The organism is Mesorhizobium sp. dw_380 (assembly GCF_018588885.1).
GTDB lineage: Bacteria > Pseudomonadota > Alphaproteobacteria > Rhizobiales > Rhizobiaceae > Mesorhizobium.
Window position 1 is genome coordinate 283,793 of sequence record NZ_JAFFIW010000002.1, and the last position, 22,323, is coordinate 306,115.

At 65.0% G+C, this 22,323-nt stretch carries 20 protein-coding genes; 7 read left to right on the top strand and 13 right to left on the bottom strand.

Features of this window, described 5'->3' with window-relative positions; genetic code table 11:
• Nucleotides 1-215: 215 nt before the first annotated feature.
• From JT360_RS03040 to JT360_RS03050, 3 genes are all read right to left on the bottom strand, one after another.
• Entirely contained in the window at nt 216-635 is a 420-nt protein-coding gene (locus JT360_RS03040) for a VOC family protein (protein ID WP_214470058.1), read from the bottom strand.
• A gap of 127 nt (nt 636-762) precedes the next feature.
• Nucleotides 763-1,311 (bottom strand): YbhB/YbcL family Raf kinase inhibitor-like protein, encoded by a 549-nt coding sequence (locus JT360_RS03045; protein WP_214470059.1) that lies wholly within the window; start codon nt 1,309-1,311, stop codon nt 763-765.
• Between the two features lie 133 nt (nt 1,312-1,444).
• A complete protein-coding gene (locus tag JT360_RS03050) occupies nt 1,445-2,662 on the bottom strand; it encodes an aminotransferase-like domain-containing protein (protein WP_214470111.1) in 1,218 nt (405 codons plus the stop codon).
• 542 nt (nt 2,663-3,204) lie between these two features.
• On the opposite strand from JT360_RS03050, the gene JT360_RS03055 reads away from it, so the two are divergent.
• Nucleotides 3,205-3,801: a DUF922 domain-containing Zn-dependent protease gene (locus tag JT360_RS03055; protein ID WP_214470060.1), complete on the top strand. Its 597-nt coding sequence runs from the start codon at nt 3,205-3,207 to the stop codon at nt 3,799-3,801.
• A gap of 44 nt (nt 3,802-3,845) precedes the next feature.
• Here the strand turns inward: JT360_RS03055 and JT360_RS03060 are convergent, their stop codons facing one another.
• A complete protein-coding gene (locus tag JT360_RS03060; protein WP_214470061.1) occupies nt 3,846-5,378 on the bottom strand; it encodes an acid phosphatase in 1,533 nt (510 codons plus the stop codon).
• A 213-nt stretch (nt 5,379-5,591) separates the two neighbouring features.
• Here JT360_RS03060 and JT360_RS03065 point away from each other — a divergent pair, with 213 nt between their 5' ends.
• Entirely contained in the window at nt 5,592-6,845 is a 1,254-nt protein-coding gene (locus JT360_RS03065; RefSeq protein WP_214470062.1) for a cytochrome-c peroxidase, read from the top strand.
• A 53-nt stretch (nt 6,846-6,898) separates the two neighbouring features.
• Here JT360_RS03065 and add read toward each other — a convergent pair whose 3' ends face one another.
• The 3 genes from add to JT360_RS03080 all read right to left on the bottom strand — a co-directional run bounded on the left by add (nt 6,899) and on the right by JT360_RS03080 (nt 9,858).
• Complete coding sequence (gene add, locus JT360_RS03070; RefSeq protein WP_214470063.1) at nt 6,899-7,891, bottom strand: adenosine deaminase; 993 nt, start codon at nt 7,889-7,891, stop codon at nt 6,899-6,901.
• 121 nt (nt 7,892-8,012) lie between these two features.
• Nucleotides 8,013-9,071 carry a Gfo/Idh/MocA family protein gene (locus JT360_RS03075; RefSeq protein WP_214470064.1) on the bottom strand — a complete coding sequence of 353 codons (1,059 nt, stop codon included), beginning with the start codon at nt 9,069-9,071 and terminating at the stop codon, nt 8,013-8,015.
• An 82-nt stretch (nt 9,072-9,153) separates the two neighbouring features.
• On the bottom strand, nt 9,154-9,858 hold the full coding sequence (locus JT360_RS03080; RefSeq protein WP_214470065.1) for an SDR family oxidoreductase: 705 nt from the start codon (nt 9,856-9,858) through the stop codon (nt 9,154-9,156).
• A 231-nt stretch (nt 9,859-10,089) separates the two neighbouring features.
• Between JT360_RS03080 and JT360_RS03085 the strand changes: the two genes are divergently transcribed.
• Entirely contained in the window at nt 10,090-11,223 is a 1,134-nt protein-coding gene (locus tag JT360_RS03085) for an NAD(P)/FAD-dependent oxidoreductase (protein WP_214470066.1), read from the top strand.
• Nucleotides 11,224-11,235: 12 nt separating this feature from the next.
• Here JT360_RS03085 and JT360_RS03090 read toward each other — a convergent pair whose 3' ends face one another.
• Nucleotides 11,236-11,811 (bottom strand): cytochrome b, encoded by a 576-nt coding sequence (locus JT360_RS03090; RefSeq protein WP_214470067.1) that lies wholly within the window; start codon nt 11,809-11,811, stop codon nt 11,236-11,238.
• 233 nt (nt 11,812-12,044) lie between these two features.
• Nucleotides 12,045-12,518, bottom strand: a complete 474-nt coding sequence (locus JT360_RS03095; RefSeq protein ID WP_214470068.1) for a MarR family winged helix-turn-helix transcriptional regulator — start codon at nt 12,516-12,518, stop codon at nt 12,045-12,047.
• Nucleotides 12,519-12,642: 124 nt separating this feature from the next.
• Between JT360_RS03095 and JT360_RS03100 the strand changes: the two genes are divergently transcribed.
• From JT360_RS03100 to JT360_RS03110, 3 genes are all read left to right on the top strand, one after another.
• Nucleotides 12,643-13,458 (top strand): p-hydroxycinnamoyl CoA hydratase/lyase, encoded by an 816-nt coding sequence (locus tag JT360_RS03100; protein WP_214470069.1) that lies wholly within the window; start codon nt 12,643-12,645, stop codon nt 13,456-13,458.
• 39 nt (nt 13,459-13,497) lie between these two features.
• Nucleotides 13,498-14,988 carry an AMP-binding protein gene (locus JT360_RS03105; RefSeq protein ID WP_214470070.1) on the top strand — a complete coding sequence of 497 codons (1,491 nt, stop codon included), beginning with the start codon at nt 13,498-13,500 and terminating at the stop codon, nt 14,986-14,988.
• 131 nt (nt 14,989-15,119) lie between these two features.
• Complete coding sequence (locus JT360_RS03110; protein WP_214470071.1) at nt 15,120-16,079, top strand: dimethylarginine dimethylaminohydrolase family protein; 960 nt, start codon at nt 15,120-15,122, stop codon at nt 16,077-16,079.
• Between the two features lie 40 nt (nt 16,080-16,119).
• Here the strand turns inward: JT360_RS03110 and JT360_RS03115 are convergent, their stop codons facing one another.
• From JT360_RS03115 to JT360_RS03125, 3 genes are all read right to left on the bottom strand, one after another.
• Entirely contained in the window at nt 16,120-17,676 is a 1,557-nt protein-coding gene (locus JT360_RS03115) for a phenylacetate--CoA ligase family protein (RefSeq protein WP_214470072.1), read from the bottom strand.
• Entirely contained in the window at nt 17,667-18,710 is a 1,044-nt protein-coding gene (locus JT360_RS03120; RefSeq protein ID WP_214470073.1) for a nitroreductase family protein, read from the bottom strand. The genes JT360_RS03115 and JT360_RS03120 overlap by 10 nt, the downstream gene beginning before the upstream one ends.
• Nucleotides 18,711-18,887: 177 nt before the next feature.
• A complete protein-coding gene (locus JT360_RS03125; protein ID WP_214470112.1) occupies nt 18,888-19,598 on the bottom strand; it encodes a 3-keto-5-aminohexanoate cleavage protein in 711 nt (236 codons plus the stop codon).
• A gap of 252 nt (nt 19,599-19,850) precedes the next feature.
• On the opposite strand from JT360_RS03125, the gene JT360_RS03130 reads away from it, so the two are divergent.
• Nucleotides 19,851-20,045, top strand: a complete 195-nt coding sequence (locus tag JT360_RS03130; RefSeq protein WP_214470074.1) for a hypothetical protein — start codon at nt 19,851-19,853, stop codon at nt 20,043-20,045.
• A gap of 107 nt (nt 20,046-20,152) precedes the next feature.
• Here JT360_RS03130 and JT360_RS03135 read toward each other — a convergent pair whose 3' ends face one another.
• Nucleotides 20,153-22,258: an EAL domain-containing protein gene (locus tag JT360_RS03135; RefSeq protein WP_214470075.1), complete on the bottom strand. Its 2,106-nt coding sequence runs from the start codon at nt 22,256-22,258 to the stop codon at nt 20,153-20,155.
• Between the last annotated feature and the right edge of the window lie 65 nt (nt 22,259-22,323).

Sequence of the window (22,323 nt, forward strand, 5' to 3'; positions counted from 1 at the left end):
CCGGGTCTCCGCGACGGAGCTTTGCTCCTGCTTCGCCCTGGGATGACGACCTTGGGAGGCTTCGGCCAACCCCGAACGATGTTCCACCGGGGGAACGACGAAATCCCCTGACAGGCCACCAAGGCCGCCGATCTGGCAACGCCGGGTTGGCTGTCCCGGCGTCGGAAAGGCCGCGCCGAAAACGCCGCCTCGCCGGAGCAGAATTCCCAAACTCCCTAGAAGGTGATCTTCACCGAAGCGACACTGCGCGTGTGTGGACCGTGATGGACGGCCTCGATGTTGTTGCCGTCCGGATCGAGCAGGAAGGCGGCGTAATAGCCGGGATGATAGGTCCGCTCGCCCGGCGCGCCATTGTCCTTGCCGCCGGCGGCAAGCCCGGCCTTGTGGAACGCATCGACCGTCGCGTGGTCCTTGGCCTGGAAGGCCAGATGGTGGCGGCCGGTGAGCTTTCCCTGCGCGGCCCGGCTGTCGGCGCTGGAGATGAACAGTTCGTCGGCCCAGAAATAATCCTCGCCGGTGCCGCCGATCGGAACGCCGATCACGCCCAGCACTGCCTCGTAGAAACGACGGCTGGCGGCGAGATCCCTCACCACCAGCTGGATGTGGTCGATGAGCCGGCCGCGATGCAGTTCCATCCAACTTCCTCCTCGCAAAGACCCTCGAATTTAGGTTTGCGGCCGGCGCCGTCAATGCGCGGGTGGATCAGAACGATTGGCTGAATTCGGCCTTGGGGGCGTGGACCGGACGTTGCCGGCGACTTGCCTATCTCCCGTAGGTGTACGTCACGCTGGTCTCGCCGAGCGCCTGGCTCTTCGCGGCGACCGCGACCATTTCCGGAGAAGGATTTTCCGGCGCGCGCAGCTTCGCCTCGCCGAGCGCATAGAGCGTGAAGACGTAGTGATGCGTGCCGCTGCCGGGCGGCGGACATGGCCCGAAATAGCCGGCGCGGCCGATGCCGCCCTTGCCGAGCACCGTGCCCTTGGGCAGGCTTTTGCCGCCCTTCGAGCCGGCACCCTCGGCCAAGCCCTTGGCGCTTGCCGGGATGTTCCAGGCCAGCCAGTGCCAGAAACCCTTGCCGCCGCCGGCGTCGGGGTCGAACATGGTGAGCGTGTAGCTCTTGGTGCCAGCCGGAGGGTTCTTCCAGTTCAAGGCGATCGATACGCTTTGGCCGCTGCAGCCGCCGGCCTTGTCGCCGAGATATTTTTCGGCCCATTTGCCGTCGGAGACCGACGGGCTGGAAATCTCGAAGGCCGCCGCCTCGTTGGCGAGACCGAACAGCACGAGCACGGCAAAGGCGAGGCGCAAGGTCATGGCTTCCTCCACTTTCCAGCCAAGATGCCAATGAGTTTAGCCCAAAAGCGGCCCGAAATTAGGCAAGTTGGCGCGAACCGCCGGTGGCAGCCGACGGAACTGTTGATCCCTCCAACAAGTGCGCCGGGCGATGCTATTCCCTCAGCAGGGCCGCCAGTCTTGGAATGCCCTCGGTCACCGCGCGACGGTCGGCCAGCGTGAAGGACAGCCGCAGCGTGTTGCGCCCGGTGCCGTCGGCATGAAAGGCATTGCCGGGCACGAAGGCGACGCGCGCCTCCTTCACCGATCGCGTCAGCAATTCGGTCGCATCCGACGCCTCCGGCAGCGTCATCCAGACGAACATGCCGCCTTCCGGGCGGCTCCAGGTCACGCCTTGCGGCATGTTGGCCTCGAGCGCTGCGAGCAGGCCGTCGCGACGCTCGCGATAGGCGCCGATGAGTTTCTCGACCTGGCCGTCGAAGACGGCTTCGGCGACACGGTGCATGACCAGTTGGTTGATGGACGGGCTGTGCAGGTCCGACGCCTGCTTCATCAGCACCAGTTTTTCGACCACATGGCGCGGCGCGCACACCCAGCCGACGCGCATGCCCGGTGACAGGATTTTCGAGAACGAGCCGCAATAGAGCGTGCGTGCCTTGTCGATGCCGCCCGACCTGATGCAGTCGAGCGCCAGGATCGGCGGCACGCCTTCGCCGTCATAGCGCAGCGCGCGATAGGCGGCGTCCTCGATGACGGCGATGTCGAGTTCTTGGGCAAGGTCGAGCACCGCTTCGCGCTGCTGGCGGGTGAGCGTCTCGCCGGTCGGGTTGGCGAAGTCAGGCACCAGATAGGCAAACTTGACCTTGCCGCCCCCTCTTGAAAAAGCTGTGGGGGCGGCAGCCGCCGCGCGATAGGCATCCGGCGTCATGTTGCCGCCATCGGTCCGCAGCCGGTCATAGCGCGGCTCGTAGGCGTTGAAGGCCTGCAGCGCTCCGAGATAGGTCGGCCACGTCACCAGCGCGGTGTCATCAGGCGACAGGAACAGTTTGCCGAGGTAGTCCAGCGCCTGCTGCGAGCCGGAGGTGATGAAGATGTTGGCCTCGTCGCAGGCAACGCCGAGCTTGCCCATCTGCCCGGCAATCCACCGCCGCAGCGGCAGATAACCTTCCGAGACCTGATACTGAAGGGCAGCGCCTGCCTCCGCGCCGCCGAGCACATCGGCATAGGCGTCGCGGATGGCGTCGGCCGGAAACAGCGACGGATCGGGAATGCCGCCGGCGAACGAGATGATGTCGGGCTGGTCGAGCAGCTTCAGGAGTTCGCGGATTTCGGAGGCTTTCATACGCGAGGAGCGCGAAGCCAGGAGGTTCATAAGGGTCAAGTCACGCCTCCCCAGACGTTTCCAATATAGGTCAACTTAGCTGACCTATATCCGCTCTTGCCGGCAATTTGAATAGAGCCTGAAAGAATTCCCGCATGCGCCAGTCGGCGCCGGCCCGAACTGGCCCAGGCAGGCGCCGCCCCTCATTGTCCTGCCGGACATTTCTCCCCGTATAGTGACGGGGAGAAAGGGGCAGCCGCGACGCCGGCGCGCTTTCTGCAATGGTGGCGATTGGCGAAATCATTGATGCCAGCGTCCTTCTCCCCGTCACTATACTGTCACTATACGGGGAGAAGATGCCGGCAGGCAGATGAGGGGCAGCGCCGGCATTCGAGGCCAGGCTCCGGGAACCGCCTCTCAATCCGCATCAGTTGCTGGCTTGGCCTTGCCACACCGCGCCAGCACCCTGCCGATTGTTGCTGGCCACCAGCACCCGACAATTGCGGTACACGCCGCCAGCCTATAGGAAAAGCGATCCCGTCGCATTGCCGTCGCGGCGAGATGGGCCAGCCCTGGTTTTGCGGAGAGCGGTGTTGCGAGCCTGCATTCGTCTGTGTCTTTCGGTGTCCGCCCTGGTCGCCTGGCCGCTCACCGCCCATGCCCAATGGAAGCCGGTCGAGAAGGTCGAGACCTACGCCATTTCAGGCCAGTCTGGACCGGAGCTCTACCGGTCTATCGGCGAGAACGGACCGAATGTCGGCATTGCTCGTGCCATCGCCCACACCAATTTCAAGTTGACCTGGACCAGGGACTACCAGGCGCGTGCCGGAGCCTGCGTGCTGGTTTCGGCGAAGCCGAAGCTGATCATCACCTATACTTTGCCCAGCCCCTCCTCGCCGCTGCCATCAGCTATCCAGAAGAACTGGGAGGTTTTCCTTGCCGGCGTCAGCGCCCACGAAAAGGTGCATGGCGCCGATATCGTCGACATGGTGCGCAAGATCGAGGCGGCGACCGTTGGGCTGACGGTTGCCGATGACCCCAAATGCAGCAAGATCCGGGTCGAGATGACCAAACGCCTGTCCGCGCTCTCGCTGGCGCAGCGCCAGGCAAGCCGCGATTTCGACCGCGTCGAGTTCGGCCAGGGCGGCAATCTGCAGAAACTCGTCCTTGCCTTGGTGAATGGCGGCTGAGAAGGGCCTGCGCGACGCGTGGCCCTTTTTCGCCGGCCCTGCCCTTATCGGCTCAGGTCCAGCGCCGCGCTCAGGTCGCCCATCGGCGGCTGGTCGTTGTTGCGCAGCGCCTTGTCGCGGGCGACGATGCCGGTCAGCACCGGCAGGTCGTAGCGCGCGGTGATGAAGCGCAGGATCGAGGTCGTGTCGTATTGCGTGTGGTCGACGGTACCCATCCTGGCATAGGGCGAGATGATGATGGCCGGGACGCGGTTGCCCGGGCCCCAGCGGTCGGCCTTGGGCGGCGCGACATGGTCCCAGAAGCCGCCATTCTCGTCATAGGTGACGACCACCAGCATGTGGCTCCATTGCGGGCTCTTCTCCAGATGCGCAACGATTTCGGCCAGGTGCTGGTCGCCCGATGTCACATCGGCATAGCCGCTGTGCTCGTTGAGGTTGCCCTGCGGCTTGTAGAAGCTCACCGAAGGCAGCTTGCCGTCGTCGATCGCCTTGATGAATTCAGCCCCATCCAGGCCGCCGTCCCTGAGATGCTCGGCCCGCGCGGCCGTGCCCGGCGCGTAAGCCGCGAAATAGTTGAACGGCTGGTGGTGGAATTGGAAGTTCGGCACCGGCGTCGCGTTCTTGCCGTCGAGCGTTGCCTGCCAGGCGCCGGCATACCAGGCCCAGTCGATGCCTTTCAGCGACAGCAGGTCGCCGATGGTGATGTCGTGCTGCGGCGGCAGCGTCGTCGGCGCCGCCGGGTCGGCCAGTGCCTTGTCGCCGCCCTCGGCCGGCTTGTTGGCGCTCGGCTGATAGGGCGGCTGCATGGTGTTGACGACATGGAAGTCGGGCGTGATGGCGCCGTCATTGACGAATTTCGGCGCGCCGCCAAGCGCCGATTGCGGCGAGTTGTCGGCCACCTTGAGCGTCACGCCGTCCGGTTCTACGACGGCGATCTGCCCCTTCACAGGGCTGGTGTCGGCATTGGGATAGACCGGCACGCAGGCGCAGGCGAGCATGATGTGGTTGAGGAAGGAGCCGCCGAAGGCGCCCTGGAAGAAATTGTCGGCGAGCACATATTTCTTCGCCACCGCCCACATCGGCAGGCCGGAGCCGTCATAATGGCCCATCACCAGCCCGCCGGAATCGGCCCAGGCGGCGAACTTGTCATTCCGGCCGCCGTCGATCTGCATCTGCTCCTGATAGAAACGATGCCAGAGGTCGCGCGTGATGACAGACGTTTTCTCGTTGAATCCGCTGGCATCATCGATGGCGAAGCTGGCATTGCCGAGATGCGCCGACTGCGCCTCGGTCACCACAGGCGTCACCCCCTTGCCGGTCAGCCCGCCCCAGGCCGGCGGCAGTTCGGTGAGCGGCTTGCCGTCACGGTCGAGCTGGCGCGCCTGGTCGGCCGAGAGATTGGCCAGCCCATTGGCGCCGGGGAAGCCGCCATAGAGGTTATCGAAGCTGCGATTCTCGGCATAGATGACGACGACGGTGTCGATCTTGTCGTAGCCGGGAGGGGCGGCGTTGGCCGCAGAGGCGAACGATGCCAGCGCCGTCGAGGCGAGGCAAAGGGAGAGAAACGACCTGGTCATGGGAAGATGCCTCGTGGCTGGAGGAACTTTTGGACGCTAGAACTGGTGCTTGTCAGCTTTGTGGCATCCCGGCGGGCGCGTGTGGATAGTAGGAACCGCCGGCAGGACAGAGGGGGGCGCGAAGGAACACGACGCAGGCAGAATTGAACCTCACCAACGGTCATCAATCCGTAGCAATACGCTTTTACGCCAAGGCAAACGGACCGCACTGCCATGAGACGATGGAAATCCGCTGCCATTGCAGCCTTTGCCGGCATCGCAATCCTCTGGCCTGCCGCCGGACTGCCAGCCGGCAGCGTCCACCCCGGACCGCTATCACGCGCGGACGCGTTCGCGCGGGCCGCCGCACTGACTGCGCTTGGCAAGAAAATGTTCTTCGATCCGGCGCTGTCGGCCTCGGGCAAGCAATCCTGCTCGTCCTGCCATGATCCTCACCATGCTTTCGGTCCGGCCTCGGCCTCGCCGGTGGAAATGGGCGGCCCCAATCTCGACCGGCCCGGCGTGCGCGCCGTGCCCTCGCTGCGCTATCTGCAGGCCTCCCCCGCTTTCACCGAGCATTTCTACGATTCCGAGGACGAGGGCGATGAGAGCATCGACAATGGCCCGACCGGCGGCCTGACCTGGGACGGCCGCGCCGACCACGGCCAGGACCAGGCGAAAATCCCCCTGCTCTCGCCTTTCGAGATGGCCAACAAGGATGCGGCCGCCGTCACCGCCGCCTTGCGCAAGGCGGCTTATGCCGGTGCGTTCAAGACCACCTTCGGCGACGACGTGTTCGACCACCCCGGCGAAGCCTTCGACGCCGCCACCGAGGCGCTCGGCACCTTCGAGCAGAGCGCACCTGATTTCTATCCCTATTCCAGCCGATACGACGCCTTCCTCGCCGGCAAGGCGCAGCTCACGGCGCAGGAATTGCGCGGCCGTGCGCTGTTCGAGGACGAGACGAAGGGCAATTGCGCCAGCTGTCATCTCAGCGAACCCGCCAATGACGGCGAGCCGCCGCAATTCACCGATTTCGGCCTGATCGCCATCGCCGTGCCGCGCAACCCGGCCATACCGGCCAATGCCGATCCCGCCTATGCCGATCTCGGCCTGTGCGGCCCGCTGCGCACCGATCTTCGTGGCCGGGCCGACTATTGCGGCCTGTTCAAGACGCCGACGCTGCGCAATGTCGCGCTGCGCAAGAGCTTCTTCCACAACGGCATTGTCCACACCCTGCGCGACGCGGTCGCCTTCTACGCCAGCCGCGATACGGATCCCGGCCATTGGTATCCCAGAAATGCCGACGGCACGGTCAGGCAATATGACGATCTGCCAAAGGCTTACTGGGCAAACCTCAACCAGGACCCGCCCTTCGACGGCAAAAAGCCCGGCGACAGACCGGCGCTTGACGACGCCGAGATCGACGACATCGTCGCGTTTTTACAAACGCTGACGGATGCGGATCAGTTAGCGCCGGCGAACTGACCTCGGCGGCTTGCCCAGTCCTGGCCTGCGCGCCCGCAAAAATGGAGTTCGGCTTAGCCCCGCCACGACGCCAGATCGGCCAGGATCCGCGCCTTCAGCGCAGGGTCGGCGTAGCTCGCATGCACCGATGTCGCGGCGAGATGGCGGATGGTCTCGTCGTCCCAGGCGAAGGCTTCGGCGCAGGCGGCGTAGGATGCTTCGAGCGTGGTGTCGAGCAGCGACGGGTCGTCGGTGTTGATCGAGACCGGGACACCGGCCTTGCGCAGGGTATCGAGCGGATGCTCGGCAAGCGAAGGATACACGCCGAGCGCCACGTTGGAGATCGGACATGTGCCCAGCGGAATCTGCCTTCGCGCCAGCAACTCGACGAGTTCCGGTTCTTCGATCGCCCGCACGCCGTGGTCGATGCGGTCGGCGCCAAGCAGTTCGATCGCGTCACGCACTCCTTCCGGGCCGCTCGACTCGCCCGCATGAACGGTGCGCCGCAAACCCGCGGCGCCGGCGCGGCGGAATGCCTCGGCGAAGCGTGGTCCGGTGCGGCCGGCAGCCGCTTCATTTCCATCGATGGATAACGCAACGACGCGCTTGTGCCTGATCGCGCTCAGCAGTTCCACCAGTTCGATCGCTTCCGCCGCCGACTGGGTGCGGAGGAGACTGACGCAAAGCCCGACCGGCGGGTGTCCGTCCTGCTCGGCGGCCGCGAAACCCGCGTCGAACGCGTCGATCATCCCGGCGATGTTGCTGTGCCAATGCGGCCAGTGCGTTGGATTGACGATGACGTCGGCATAACGCACGCCGCTTCGGCTCATGCGCTGCGCGAATTTGTAGGCAGCGGTGAAGAGTTGCTCGCGCGTCCGGAATGTCCCGCACAGCCAGTCGAGCATCTCGAGGAAGCTCTTCAAATCATGCGCTTCGAAGAGCCTGTCGCGCGGCGCGCGCAGCGGAATGCCGGCTTCCTCGCAATTGCTGATCACATCGTCGGCCTCGAAGCAGCCTTCGACGTGGATGTGCACTTCGGCTTTCGGCAATCCGATGAAGTCGGTCAATGACGCCTCCCGTGTTCTCTGGCGCCATCAGACCATGAAATGGCCGACCTCCATTTCAAGAAATGATTGAAAGAATTGCGCCTGGGGCCGAGAGATTGGCGGCGCCTCACGGAACCCAGGCCTACTGCGTATCCGCGTTTGCCGTCAGCTCCGCCCGCTTCCCGTCCGACACCACCGCCAGATCCAGCACCTTCTGCAATTCGGCCGCGTGGCGGAAGGACGGTTCGGCTTGCACGCCGCTTCGCACCGCATCGGCGAAACGCTGGTAGTTGGTTGGCACGGTGCCGGCGTCGAGCTCCTCCCATTTGCCATCGTCGACATTCTCGCCGACGCACGCCTTCAGCGCCGAGCCGTCGAGATTGTGCACCACCTCGATGCCGCCTTTGTCGCCATAGATGCGCAGGCGCAGCTCGTTGAGATGGCCGGTCGCCCAGCGGCTGGCGTGCACCACGCCGAAGGCGCCGTTGGAAAAATCCAGCGTCATGGCGAAGCTATCATTGGCGTCCAGCCCGTATTCGCCGATGCGGTTGCCGGGCGCCTTGTCGAAGGTGCGCAGCCGGCAGAACACATGGTCGATGCCGAGGGCCGCGCCATAGCTGGCGAAATCGAGGATGTGGATGCCGACATCGCCGAGCACGCCGTTCGAGCCGTGGCCGCGCGACAGGCGCCAGAGCCATTTCGGATCGCTGCGCCAGTCGCCCCAGAATTTCGACACCAGCCAGCTTTGCAGATAGGACGCCTCGACATGCCGGACCGTGCCGATCTCGCCCGCCTGCACCATCTGGCGCGCCCTCTGGAGTGCGGCGACATTGCGGTAGGTGAGGTTCACCATATTGACGGTGCCGGCGGCCTCAGCCGCGTCGGCCATCTCGGTGGCCTTGCCGAAGTTCTCGGCCAGCGGCTTCTCGCACAGCACCGGCTTGCCGGCGGCGATCAGCGCCATTGTGGTCGGGTGGTGTATGCGGTCCGGCGTGACATTGGCCACCGCGTCGAAGGCACCCCATCGCAGCGCCTCCTCCAGCCCGGTGAAGCGGTTGGGGATCCCGAAACTGTCGGCAAATTCGCCGACCCGAGCCGGATCGACATCGACGGCGCCGACGATGTCGACGCCCTCGATGGCGCTGAAGCGGCTTGCATGTTCCTGCGCCATCCAGCCGGTGCCGAGTATCAGAAGCCGCATTTTTTCTCCCTTCGTCTCAAAGGTATTGTGAGATCGCCCTGAAGCGGCGCGTGTCGGAGATGCCCCCCACCCGGCCCACGCGTCAAATAGCGCGGATGATGCCGCCGTCGACGCGGATGTTCTGGCCGGTGATGTAGCCGGCGCCTTCCGAAGCCAGGAAGGCGATGGTCGCGGCGATCTCTTCCGACGTGCCGTAGCGCTGCATCGGCACCGAGTCGCGGCGCTCCTCGGTGGCCGGCAGGCTGTCGATCCAGCCCGGCAGCACATTGTTCATGCGCACATTGTCGGCGGCATAAGTGTTGGCGAAGACCTTGGTGTAGGCGGCAAGGCCGGCGCGGAACACGGCCGATGTCGGGAACATCGGGCTCGGCTCGACCACCCAGGCTGTCGAGATGTTGATGATGGCGCCGCCCTTCTGCTTGACCATCTGCGGCGCCACGATGCGCACCGGGCGGACGACGTTCAGCAGATAGACATCCATGCCGGTATGCCACTGCTCGTCGGTGATCTCCAGGATCGGCGCGCGCGGTCCGTGGCCGCCGCTGTTGACCAGCACGTCGATGCGGCCATAGCGCTCCAGCGTCAGGTCGCAGAGGCGCTGCAGATCGTCATTCGACTGGTTGGAGCCGGTGACGCCGATGCCGCCCAGCTCCTTGGCCAGCGCCTCGCCCTTGCCGGAGGAAGACAGGATGGCGACCTTGAACCCGTCCGCCGCCAGGCGCTTGGCCGCCGCCGCCCCCATGCCGCTGCCGCCTGCCACGATGACAGCTACTTTTTCAAAACTCATTGGATTTTCCTCATCGGGTTGGCGCGACTTGCGGCTACGTCGGTCGTATAGCCGTTTTCGTCGGCCGGTTCGAACCAGAAAGACTGAACCAGCATGCAGAAAAACTCGAAGCGTGTCCCTGGGAATTCAGAGAGCCAGCTGGCGCAGCGTGTTGGACTGCGAGCTTACCGAGCGGCGGGTGCGTGACGCCTCCCGCTTGCGGTCGTCGCTGATTATTTTTACGACTGATGGATGCAGTCGAATTCTCCCCAAAAGATCGTCATCATCGGCGGCGGCATTGCCGGCCTGTCACTGGCCGCCGCCGTCCGGGATTGGGCTGAAGTCACCGTCATCGAGCGCGAGCCGCATCTCGGCTATCATGCCAGCGGCCGCTCCGCCGCTTTGTTCACAGAGACCTACGGCAACCGGCTGGTGCGCGGGCTGACGCTGGCCAGCCGGCAGGCAATAGTCGAGGGCGGTTTCGTCGCCCATCGGCGCGGCGCGCTGCATGTCGGCTGGAGCGGTGACGGCGCCGCCATCGACCGGCTGGCCGGTGAATTGCAGGCGCTGGTGCCCAGCGTGCGCCGCCTGTCGGCCGCCGAGCTCAACGCGCTGGTCCCGGTCATTGCCACTGAAGCCACCTGCGGCGGCGTCCATGAGCCGGACGCGGTGGACGTAGACACCGGCAAGATGCTGGGGTCTAGCGCCTCCGCGCTGAAGGCCAGCGGCGGCATCATCCGCACCGGCGAGGAGGTCCGCGCCATCTCTGCCTTCGGCGGCGGCTTGCGGGTCGAAACGAGCGTCGGTGCTTATTCGGCCGACATCGTCGTCAACGCTGCCGGCGCCTGGGTCGATGTCGTCGCCGCCATGGCGGGGCTCTCCGGCCTTGGCTTCCAGCCGAAGCGGCGCACCGCCTTCCTGTTCGATCCGCCCGCCGGCACGGATATTGCCGGCTGGCCGCTGGTCGTCGACCTGCACGAACAGTTCTACTTCAAGCCGGATGCCGGCAGGCTGATCGGCTCGCTCGCCGACGAAACCGACTCCGAGCCTTGCGACGCATATCCGGAAGACATCGACGTCGCGATCGCCGTCGACCGCATCGAGCAGGCGACGTCGATGCGCATTGGCCGTCCATCGACGCCGTGGGCGGGCCTGCGCACCTTCGCGCCGGACCGCACCCCGGTTGCCGGCTTCGACCCGCGCCTGCCCGGCTTCTTCTGGCTCGCCGGCCAGGGCGGCTACGGCTTCCAGGTGTCGCTGACTTTGGCCAGGCTGAGTTCGGCGCTGATGCGCGGCCAGCCTCTGCCTGGGGATGTCACGGCACTCGGCGTCACCGCGGCGGCGCTGGCGCCCGACCGTTTCCTTACTCCGGCGGCGGCGCCATGACGTTCAGGCGCATCAGGGCCGCGCCTGGCGCTCCAAACCGGAGGACGGATCGGGCAGGCCCGGCAGCATCTGGCTCAGCACGCGATCGCGAAGAAAGACGTGATGGAAGATGGCCGCGGCCGCATGCAGGCCGGCGAGCCACATCATGATATCGCCAAGCGTGCCATGGATTTCCGCCAGCGGAGCGCCCCAGCTGCCGGAAAACGGACCGATCGCTCCCAGGCCGTAGACCGTCACCGGGTGGCCGCCGAACCAGGCGCCGAGCATCGCGGTCATCGGAACCGCGAACAGCAGCGCGTAGAGAGCCCAATGCGTTGCCTTCGAGGCAAGCTCCATCCAACCCGGCATCGGCGGGGAGTCCGGAATGCGGTCGAATGGGCGCCACACCAGACGCAGGACCAGCAGCCAGAAAACGGCGAAGCCGAGCGATTCGTGGAGCAGCAGCGTCGGGGCCCTGGCCGCCGAATAAACCCGCTCGGGAGGTCCCCCTGCCGAGACCAGGAAAGCGATGAGCACAAGCAGTGCCGTCAGCCAGTGAAGTGCCTGAGCAAGGCTTCCGTACCGGGTTGTCGTACCGGACAGCGACATGAAAGAGCTCCGAAACAGTTGGACACAATCCTCCGCGACGTGCCTGAACGTGCCCTCATTTCAGCCGCTGCTCAAGTAACATGTGGGGTTGCGGCGGTGCCGATCGTGTGACCCGCTCTTGTGACGACTGGGTCGATGTTATTTCAGTTTCTGACCCGGTTTCAGAAATAAGGAGCGCGCCTGTTGCAGAAAATTTCCGCATCGCGAGCCCCGAGACAGCCAGGCAGGCCCCCTCAGCCTTCGCCCGTCCAGATCAGGCGCAGCAGGCGCAGCAGCATCGCCCGCTCCTTCTTCGTCAGCCGCTGCAGGAACCGGTCCTCGTGCCGGCGAACCTGTTGCCGCCATGGCGGCATGGCCTCTCTCGCCGCCTGCGTCAGGGTCAGCACCCGCACCCGCTTGTCCTCGGCATGATCGTCGCGCTCGACCAGCCCGCGCTCTTCCAGTTCGGCGAGCAGCGGCGCCATGTTGGCGCTTTTCATGCCGAGCCGGCGGCACAGCTCTGCCGCCCGGATGCCGGGCCTCTCATCGATCAAAGCCAGCATGCCGTAGGTGACCGGGCGCAGGTCCACGTCGGCCAGTTCGATCGCGAAATCATTGAGCGCGAAAGCCGAGGCACGCTTCAGATTGTAGCCGATCTGCGCATCGAGCGCGTCGTCGGACATTGCGTCTTTCGCGGCTCGGCCGCGGTGAAGCTGGGTCTCGTCCATGCCGCAACCGATCGCCGCGATCCCGGCCCTTGTCAAGTGAAAAAGACTATGCGACATAGCATTCGTGATCGCTATGCTGCATAGCAATTTCCGATACCGATGCTGAAGCGGGAGGACGCCGACCATGACCGAAGAGACCGTTGCCTTCGATGTCGAGAACGGCATCGCCTGGGTGCGCTTCAACCGTCCCGACAAGCGCAATTGCATGAATCCGGCGCTCAACCGGCAAATGATGGAAGTCCTCGACGGGCTCGAGTTCCGCGACGATGTCGGCGTGCTCGTGCTGTCGGGCGAAGGCAGCGCCTGGTCGGCGGGCATGGACCTCAAGGAGTATTTTCGCGACACCGAGGCCAAGGGTCTCGGCGCCATCCGCAAGGCGCAATCCGAAGCCTATGGCTGGTGGCGGCGCCTGCGCTGGTACGGCAAGCCGACGATCGCCATGGTCAATGGCTGGTGTTTCGGCGGCGGCTACGGTCCGCTCTTTGCCTGCGACCTCGCCTTTGCCGCCGATGAGGCGCAATTTGCCCTGTCCGAGATCAATTGGGGCATCCTGCCCGGCGGCGGCGCCACCAAGGTCGTGGTCGACCTCCTGTCGATGCGCGATGCCATGTACCACGCGCTGACCGGCGAACTCATCGACGGCAGGAAGGCCGCCGCCTGGAAGCTGGTCAATGAAAGCCTGCCGCTGGCCGACCTGAAGGCGCGCGTCACCGAGGTCGCCAACACCTTGCTGAAGAAGAACCCGATTGCGCTGAAAGCGACCAAGGACGCCATCCGCCGCGTCGCCGAGATGACCTACGACAATGCCGAGGATTATTTGGTCCGGGCGCAGGAGGCCGCGAACTTCCACGACAATGAAGGCCGCAAGGAAGGCATCCGCCAGTTCATCGACGACAAGAGCTACAAGCCCGGCCTTGGCGCCTACGACAAGGCAAGGTGATCCAGTAGACACAACGCTTGTCCTGGGGAGGAGACGCGAATGCCGGACTGGACGACGTCGGATCCCGTGGCCCTGCACGCCAGCGCCCAGCCGGATCGTCTTGCCTGTGTCGACCTGGCATCCGGCCGGCGCTGGACCTACCGCGCCTTCGATGAGGCCATCCAGTGCGCCGTCGCCATTCTCGAACGCGGCCATGGCGTCGAACCGGGGCAACGCATCGCCACGCTTGCCCGCAACAGCGCCGATCTCCTGATCCTGCAGCAGGCCGCCATGCGGCTCGGCGCCATCTTCGTGCCGCTCAACTGGCGGCTCGCCGGCGCGGAACGGCAGGCAATCCTTGAGGATTGCGACCCGGTTCTGCTGCTGCATGACGCCGCCCCCGGGATGGCGTTGCCCAAGGGCTGCCTACCGGTCGAAGTCCCGGCCTTCGCTGAAGCAGTCGCGGCGCAGGCACCGGCGCCGCGCCGTCCTCTGCCTGCCGGCGACGCGCCGTCGGTCATCCTCTACACGTCGGGCACGTCGGGCCGGCCAAAGGGCGTCATCGTCACGGAACGCAATGCCTTTGCCACCGCGGTCAATTTCGGCGTGCTGGGGCGGGTCGGCAATGCCAGCGTCTTCCTCTGCGACGCGCCGATGTTCCATGTCATCGGTCTCCTCACCAGCCTGCGTCCGCCGCTGCTGCAGGGCGGCACGGTGCTGATCTCGCCCGGCTTCGACGCCGGCGCCACCAACCGTCGCCTGGCCGATCCGGCACTTGGCGTCACCCACTATTTCTGCGTCCCGCAGATGGCCAGGATGCTGCGCGACCACCCCGACTTTGCCCCGGCGCGCTGGACCTCGCTCACCGCCATCTTCACCGGCGGCGCGCCCAACCCGGCCGCCGACATCAACTGGTGGCTGGCGCAGGGCATCCGCATGGCCGACGGCTTCGGAATGACCGAAGCAGGCACCGTGCTTGGCATGCCGGTCGAGGCAGAGCGGATCGCAGGCAAGGCGGGCTCGGCCGGCCTGCCGGCGCCCACCATCGGTCTGCGCATCGTCGATGACACCGGCCGCGACGTGGCAGCCGGAGAGCCAGGCGAGCTATGGCTGTCCGGCCCTTCGATCACGCCGGGCTATTGGAACCGGCCGCAAGAGACGGCCAGCGCCTTCACCGCCGATGGCTGGTTCCGCACCGGTGACATCGCGAGGCAGGACGACGAAGGCTTCGTCACCCTCGTCGACCGCCGCGGGGACATGTTCATTTCCGGCGGCGAGAACGTCTATCCCGTCGAAATCGAGATGGTGCTGCTCGACCATCCCGACATCGCCGAGGCGGCCGTGATCGGCGTCGCCGACGAGCGCTGGGGCGAAGTCGGCCGCGCCTTCGTCGTGGTGAAGCCCGGTCGGGTTCTCGATCCGGCCGGCCTGACAAGCCATTGCGCCGCCCGCATCGCCCGCTACAAGGTGCCGAAGGAGTTCGTGTTTACGCAGGCCCTGCCCCGCACCGCCTCCGGCAAGCTCCAGAAACACATTCTGCGCGGCTGGTAGTGCCGACGGGCAGGCCTGACGCCGCACCACCATGCCGCCGGCGCTCTGTCGCAAGATCGCCACGGCGCTCGCCTAACCATTTATGAGGATATCGACGCTAGGGTTTGCGCGACGCCAACGGAGGGGTTTCCTTGCTCACCGTCACCGAGGACGATTTCTCCGAATACCATGTGCCGCCCAGACGCATTCTCATGCATCATCCCAGGCACGGTTCGTCATTGGAGAACCTGTCCAGGGAACGGTTGGCGGCGCTCAATTTCCTCGACCTTCCACATGTCGACGAACTCTACGCCGAATATGACGCCTTCGCCGGCCTGATCGGAAGCCATGTCGACACGCTCTATCTCGATGATGTGCTTGCCGACCACGAGCCTTACCGGCTGGAAGCCGCCGGCAATCCGAACCTGATTTTCATGCGTGACAGTTCGGTGACCTTGCCGTGGTCACCGTCGACATTCATTCCGACCCGGCCGGCACTGCCGAGCCGCGCCCGCGAGGCTGAAATCGTCACCGCTGCCCTGCAAAGACTGGGCATGACGCCGCTCACCCGCCTGGAGCATGACGAATATCTGGAGGGCGGCGATGTTCTGCCGGTGACCTTCGATGGCCGGCGTGTGCTGCTTGTCGGCTTTGGCGTGCGCACCACCAAGGCGGCCGCGATCAAGCTGGCGCTCGACCTTATCCCCGACCATGTCGACTACATTATCGGCCTCTCGCACGACCCCGAATTGCTGCATCTCGACACCGGCTTCACCGTGCTGCCCAACAAGGTCATCCTGGCCGCGGCCGGCATGTTCGGCGCCGGCTTCCTCATCGACGAGGATCGCCGGCTCAGCCCAGTGAACCCGCTTGCCTATGCAGAGGCGCTGGGCTGTTCGATCGTTCGATGCGACAAGGCCGACGCCATCGCCCATGAACGCTGCAACTTGTTGCCGCTGGGCGATCGCCGCTATCTTGCCTTCGATCTTCCGGCCGAACTGAAGGCTACCCTGGAAGAGGCCGCCGGCGTAACCATCCAGCTCGTCAAGGGCACCGAGATCGCGAAGGCGACCGGCGGCGTCCATTGCTTGACCAGGCCGCTCTACGGGTAAGGCACGAGCCCTGGTTGGGGCCTCCTGCTGGAAGATCCAGCTAAAGCTTGTCGTATTTGATGTTCGAGGCGACATACTCGTTCTTCAGCCGCCGCTGGCCGCCTTCGAACGGTCCGGTGTTGAAGGCAAATACCTTGAGTTCCGGCATGTTATCCGGCGTTGCGGTGCGCTTCCAGGCGTTGAGGAAATCGCCGTTCATGGCGGCAAGCTTTTCGAAAACCGTCTCCTGCAAGGTTTCGACTGGCAGCGGCAGCGTCGCACCCTCGACCAGTTCGACAGCCACTTCCATGCGCTTGTTGTGGGCGGCGTCCTCATAGGAGATGAGGCGGAAGGTCGACAGCACCGGCGCCAGCACGTCGAGGCCGAACAGGATCTCACGCAAACTGTCCGGCGTGACCTTGGCGCCGTAATATTCGATCGACATGTCGGAGCGGCCGTAGATGAACAAAAGCGGCAGATCGAGGATACGGCCGCTGTTTTTCAGCATGTCGCCATGCCCGGTGTCGCGCAGGATGCGCTTCAATTCGCCGAAGCGCAGCACATGGCCGCGATCGTGGATGTTGTAGCGGATCTTGGGCGAGATGTTGTAGGGCCGCGAAATCGTCGCCACCAGTTCACCCTTGGCGTTCTCCTCCAGATAATAGGCCAGCGGATTATACTGGAAGATCATTGGCGTGACGCCGTAGCCGACGCGGATGATGGCCTCGCGCAACCGCTCGTCGCTGAGCAGCGCCCGGCGCAGGTTGATGGTGAGTTCGCTCTCGAGCGCGAGATTGACCTCGAGATCGGAGGCGCCGTAGCTGCCGACGACACGGCGGAATTTTTTCAGGAGATAGTCGCGCAGGCTTTCCGAAATGCCCTCCCCGCCAAAGGCCGCATCGATCGTGTACTGCGACCAGTCGAGCCGCGGATCGTCGACCAGCGTCTTCAGGAACGGCGGATAACCCATCACCACATAGCGGAAGCGCGGACCGAACTCGTGGATCGTGTTGACGATCTTGTCGAGGTTCGGGCCCGTCGACTTCAGGATCGTCGTATCAGTCAAGGAGATCGCTACGTTCATGCCGGTCGCCCAGGCGCCGAGCGCGAAGGCGTTGAGGATGAACAGGGTCTCGTTCTCGCCGGTGATGCGCAGGAACGTCATCTGCATCATCTGCTTGGTGATCAGCCGTTCGGTCTTGCCGCGCACCCAGCTTGTCGGCGTGCCGCTGCTGCCGGAGGATTCATCGACCATTACCCCCATCGACGGCAGCTTGCCGTCCAGCAGCCGCTCTTCCTGCTTGTATTTCTTGACATAACTCTCCTTGTCCATTTCGGGAATCGAGGTCAGGTCCGGCTTGGTGACGTGGTCGAGCATGATTTCGGGCTTGCCGCCCAACCTGTCGATATAGTCGCGATAGGCCGGCACCCGCCTGTAGGCATGATAGAAATTCGCCCAGGCACGCCAGGCGCCGACGCCCCAGCGCAACCGCTCGAAACCTGGGACGAGCAGGATCTTGTAAGCGTGTCGCGAAGACGCGAAGGCGCGCTCGACGACGTTGACGAGCGCCACCAGCGCCAGGAAGAAAGGCCGCACCGCTTGCTTGATCAGCCGCATAGGATGATGTCCTCGAACGGGAGCCGGCAGCTCAGGGGTGGGGTCTCGCTCTTGCCGAGCCGCAGCAGCAGCCAGACCATGTCGGCTCCGCCTTTTTCATCCGGCATGCCGAAATAGCTGATCATGTTGGTGCGCGCCTCGTCCGAGGTGATCACCGAACCATAGGGCTGCCAGTAATAGCCGTGGCGGGTAACGATCAGCCAGAGACGGAACATGGTGGTGCCGGCGTTGAACCAGTCCTCCATGGTCACGTAAGGGCCGCGCAGCCAGCCGATGGTGCCGACGCCCCTCATGCTGCGGCCATAGACGAACCCGACCAGGCTTTTAATGCCGGGCAAGGTCCAGAATCCCGGGCTGGTGAAGAAGCTCTTCAGCAGCCGGGCGGAAAAACCGAGGCAGCGCGCCGACAGGCCGTCGCCGGTGATGTCTTCCTCGCGCGTGCCGAAGCGCAGCCAGCGCACCAGCTCGTTGCGGATCGGCGCGTTCATCATGTGGTGGAACAGCGCCTGGCGGTTGAGCTCGATCACCCGGTCGATCGCCTGGCCATCGCTGCGCGCCTCGAAGCGGTGGCCGGTGCGCTGCGCTTCAGCCTGCATGTCCAAAAGCAGCGCCTCGGGGATCGCATGCCCGTCGTAGGGGAGGCGGGAGGTGTGGCGATCGAGCATCAATTGCGGATCGAAATCGGCGACAGGCCCCGCCACCTGCATCAGCGTCAGGCGCGAGATGATTTGCGGCGTCTCGGTATCGCCGCCGGGATACATCCCGGAGAAATCCGTGCTGCAATCGAGCTCGTATCCCAGGCCATGGGCGGCGATGGCGCATATCTCGGCGAAGATGCCGGCGGTCAGCCACGTAAAGCGGCCATGCGGGTCGGCGACCCACAAACCGCGTCGCGGCAGAAAGATGATGTCCGCCTCACTGTCGCTGCGGATGCGCAGCCGGAAAGGTTGCGTGTTGTGAGGGCTGGGACAACTGACCGCGTAACGGGCGATTTCCCGCCATGTGGCCGGTGTCGTTACATTGCTTCCGGTCAAGCCATCGCCCCCCTGCGCACCTCACCCAATAACAAACAAACAATACTGAAATGTGATTTCAGATGACTAACAAACGCTTATGCGAATGTACCAGGATACTATCGTTGGCGCGATGCCGGGAGCTTGACCGGCACGCCTGCTGCCGGCATCGGTCTTCAACCATGGACAAATTTCCGTTTAGCGAAAAATCGCCGCGGCCGCGGCAACAATTGCCGCATTGTCCTTTGCCATCGTTCCGTCGGCGAGCGTCTTGCCGTCTTCCAGCCCGACCCGCGTCGACCAGCGCTTTTGACGCGCAAGCTCCACGAACCGCCAGACGGTGACGTCGGCGCCGTGCAGCAGGATCGGCCGCCGCATTTCCGCGCGCTCGAGCACGGCGGCGATGCTATGCGCCTCGTCGAGTGCTGCGGGCAAGTCCGGGATGTCGATCTCGATCAGGATGCGCAGCACCCGCTCGTGGTCGGCAAGCGCCACGAAGCGCTCTGCATCTTCTGTCGTGGCAAGCCCCGCCTCGATGCCGACGCCGCGCTGGCGCAACAGTTCCATCACGGCGGGCGCGTCGGCCTCCGACAGGTTGACCGAGGCGTAGTCGGGCAGCTCGCGCCACCCGGCGATCGCCGCACGGGTCCGCTCGATATCATTCTCGATCCAGGCACCGGTCGACACGCCTATCAATGTGCCCGGACAGGACCGGCGCACCGCGAGGACCGTTTCGTCGACAGCGGCCAGACTTTCGCGCCCGTCCGCACCGCGCGGATGGATGTGCAGTTCGGCGGCACCCGCAGCGACGCAGGCCGCGGCGTCGCCAGCCATCGCCTCCGCCGTCAAGGGCAGCTTTGGATGGAAATCGCGTGGACGCGCGCCATTGATGCAGGCCTGGACGATCATGGACGTCACCTTGAACAGGAAGATCCACTCTAGCCACGCCGCACGGCCTGGCAAAGAGTTGGGCGGCCTCACTCCTGACAGCGCGGCCGTGAAACCGCCGATCTCCCCCACGAGGGGGGAGATCAGCCGCTTCACCGCCGCGCCTTTCCTCACAAGATCCAACCGCATTTGAATAAAACCCGCCTGTGGATATTTACCCCGCGTTCCGCCGGGCCGCCCAAAATACATCGGGGCGGGATCATGGAGGGACCATTGACCAGCGATTTTTCAGCCGCCCGTATCCACCTCGAACGCGCCTATCACTATCTGCGCGGCAATGACGAGACGAGCCGCCTGGCGTGCGAGGCCCTCGACCTGCTGATCGAGACGGTTGCGGAAGCACAGCACAGGCGGCCGGAGGCTGGAGTGGTGGAATTTCCGCGAGCCACGGCGCGGCAATCCTTCTGACCAATGCATCGCGCCCCGAAGCGGCCCCGGTTGGGACGCGACATGCATAAACGGGACTTGGAGCAATTCCAGGAAAAGTGTGAAACGGTTTTCCGTCCGGAATTGCTCTAGGATGCCTTGCGGGCCGGTGCCGCGTGTGCCGGCCCGATCGCGCGGGTGACGATCTGCTCCAGCGGTTCAGGCCGGTGCAGCAGGAAGCCCTGGCCGAAATCGACGCCCATCGCCTGCAGGATGCCGAGCGTCTCCGCTTGCTCGATCTTCTCGGCCACCACGGCGCAGCCGACGCTGCGGGCAATGCCCGATATGGCCGACACGATCTCGCGGTCGAAGCGGCTCTCGGCGATGTGCTCGATGAAGGAGCCGTCGATCTTGATGGCATCGACCGGAAAGCGCCTGAGATATTCGAACGAACTCATGCCGGCGCCGAAATCGTCGAGGCTGACCTTGCAGCGCCGCTCGCGCGCCTTGCGCACGAACGTCTCGGCGGCGTCGAAATTGGTGACGGCGGCGGTTTCGGTGATCTCGAAGCCGATGCCGGAATGCGGCGCCCCGGTTTCCTCGATGATGCTGTCGACGAAGTCCCACAGCCCTGGGTCGCTCAGCGTCTGCGCCGACAGGTTGAAGCCGAGCGTCAGCGCGCCCGAGCGCATCGCGGCGCCGTGGCGCGACAGCGCGGTGCGGATGATCCAGCGATCGAGCCGGGAGGCGATGCCGAACCGCTCTGCCACCGGAATGAACGCGCCCGGCGGCACCAGCCGGCCGTCGCGCCCGACGAGCCTGGCCAGCACTTCGACGTGGCGGCTCTCTCGCCAGGGCCGACCCAGCCGGTGGATCTCCTGGCCGAACAGCTTCAGCCGCCCATCGTCCATCGCATCGACGGTGTCGGCGGCGACGCGCGCCGCGTTGAGGCCGCCGGACCCTGATCTCGCCTCGGCCGAGAACACCGAGAAACGGTTTCGTCCGGCGGCCTTCGCCGCATAGCAGGCGTCGTCGGCGCAGGCCAGCGCATCGGCCACCGTGGTGTTGGCGTCATCGATGAAAGCGATGCCGATCGAGGCCGCCAGCTTGCGCGACGACACGGCCTGGCCAAGATCTGCCTCGCGCACGGCGGCGAGGATGGCGGTGGCGATCCGCTCGGCCTGGGAGGCGTCACAATGCGGCGCCAGCAGCGCGAATTCATCGCCGCCCAGCCGCGCCGCATGCGCCGATGCCGGCAGGCAGCCGCGGATGCCGGCGGCGACGCTCTTCAGCGCCAGGTCGCCGGCGGCGTGGCCGGCGAAATCATTGAGCGCCTTGAAGTAGTCGAGATCGACATAGAACACCGCCATCGGCACGCCCGTGGCGATATGGTCGGCAAGCAGCCTGTCGAAGGCGGCGCGGTTCCACAGGCCTGTCAGCGCGTCGTGGCGGGCGGCGAAGGCAAGCTCCTGTTCGCGCAGCTTGTCCTCGGTGATGTCGCGCACCGTGCCGAGGATCTGGCCGGCAGCGCCCGCCGCGGCGACGAAACGCACCAGCGATTCGACATGGCGGATCTCGCCGTCGCGCCTGATGATGCGGTATTGCGAGGCGGTGACGCCGTCCGAGCCGGGTGGCGGCAGGTGCGCGCGCTCGGTGGCTTCCTTGTCGTCGGGGTGCAGATAGCTGTGCCAGAGGTCGGCCGTCACCTCATCGGTATCGGCGACGAAGCCGAACATGTCCCTGGTGCGGGCGTCCCAATAGCTCTTGTTGGTGGCGATGTCGTAGTGCCAGATGCCGGTGCCGCTGGCCGCGAGCGCCAGGCGGAAGCGGACATTGACCTTTTCGATTTCGGCCTCGGCCGCCTTCTGCTTGGAAATGTCGGTTTGCACGCCCATCAGCCTGATGGGCTTTCCGGACGCGTCGCGCTCGACGATGCCGCCGCGGTCGAGCACCCATACCCAGTGGCCCTGCTTGTGCCTCAGTCTGAGTTCGGTGTCGATCGACGCGGTCAGGCCGGCAATGTGGGCGTCGCCGGTGGCCAGTGCCCGCTCGCGGTCATCGGGATGCGTCAGCTGCAGCCAGAGATCAGCCGTGTTGGCAAGCTCGCCCTCCTCATAGCCGAGCATGCGCCACCATGTCGGCGAATAGTAGCAGCTGCCGTTCGCAATATCCCAGTCCCAGACGCCGAGATGAGCGCGTTCGAGCGCCAGCGCCCAAAACTCTCCGTTGCGACTTTTCCTGTCCTGACGCGCCATATTCTGTTTCGTCCACCCCACCCCGCGCAATCTGCGTCAGAACCAGAGAAGAAACCGTTACCGGC

Coding starts and splice junctions, on each gene's coding strand:
- JT360_RS03040 (WP_214470058.1), bottom strand. CDS start 635: ATGGAACTGCATCGCGGCCGGCTCATCGACCACATCCAGCTGGTGGTG.
- JT360_RS03045 (WP_214470059.1), bottom strand. CDS start 1,311: ATGACCTTGCGCCTCGCCTTTGCCGTGCTCGTGCTGTTCGGTCTCGCC.
- JT360_RS03050 (WP_214470111.1), bottom strand. CDS start 2,662: ATGAACCTCCTGGCTTCGCGCTCCTCGCGTATGAAAGCCTCCGAAATC.
- JT360_RS03060 (WP_214470061.1), bottom strand. CDS start 5,378: ATGACCAGGTCGTTTCTCTCCCTTTGCCTCGCCTCGACGGCGCTGGCA.
- JT360_RS03065 (WP_214470062.1), top strand. CDS start 5,592: ATGAGACGATGGAAATCCGCTGCCATTGCAGCCTTTGCCGGCATCGCA.
- JT360_RS03075 (WP_214470064.1), bottom strand. CDS start 9,071: ATGCGGCTTCTGATACTCGGCACCGGCTGGATGGCGCAGGAACATGCA.
- JT360_RS03080 (WP_214470065.1), bottom strand. CDS start 9,858: ATGAGTTTTGAAAAAGTAGCTGTCATCGTGGCAGGCGGCAGCGGCATG.
- JT360_RS03085 (WP_214470066.1), top strand. CDS start 10,090: ATGCAGTCGAATTCTCCCCAAAAGATCGTCATCATCGGCGGCGGCATT.
- JT360_RS03090 (WP_214470067.1), bottom strand. CDS start 11,811: ATGTCGCTGTCCGGTACGACAACCCGGTACGGAAGCCTTGCTCAGGCA.
- JT360_RS03095 (WP_214470068.1), bottom strand. CDS start 12,518: ATGGACGAGACCCAGCTTCACCGCGGCCGAGCCGCGAAAGACGCAATG.
- JT360_RS03100 (WP_214470069.1), top strand. CDS start 12,643: ATGACCGAAGAGACCGTTGCCTTCGATGTCGAGAACGGCATCGCCTGG.
- JT360_RS03105 (WP_214470070.1), top strand. CDS start 13,498: ATGCCGGACTGGACGACGTCGGATCCCGTGGCCCTGCACGCCAGCGCC.
- JT360_RS03115 (WP_214470072.1), bottom strand. CDS start 17,676: ATGCGGCTGATCAAGCAAGCGGTGCGGCCTTTCTTCCTGGCGCTGGTG.
- JT360_RS03125 (WP_214470112.1), bottom strand. CDS start 19,598: ATGATCGTCCAGGCCTGCATCAATGGCGCGCGTCCACGCGATTTCCAT.
- JT360_RS03135 (WP_214470075.1), bottom strand. CDS start 22,258: ATGGCGCGTCAGGACAGGAAAAGTCGCAACGGAGAGTTTTGGGCGCTG.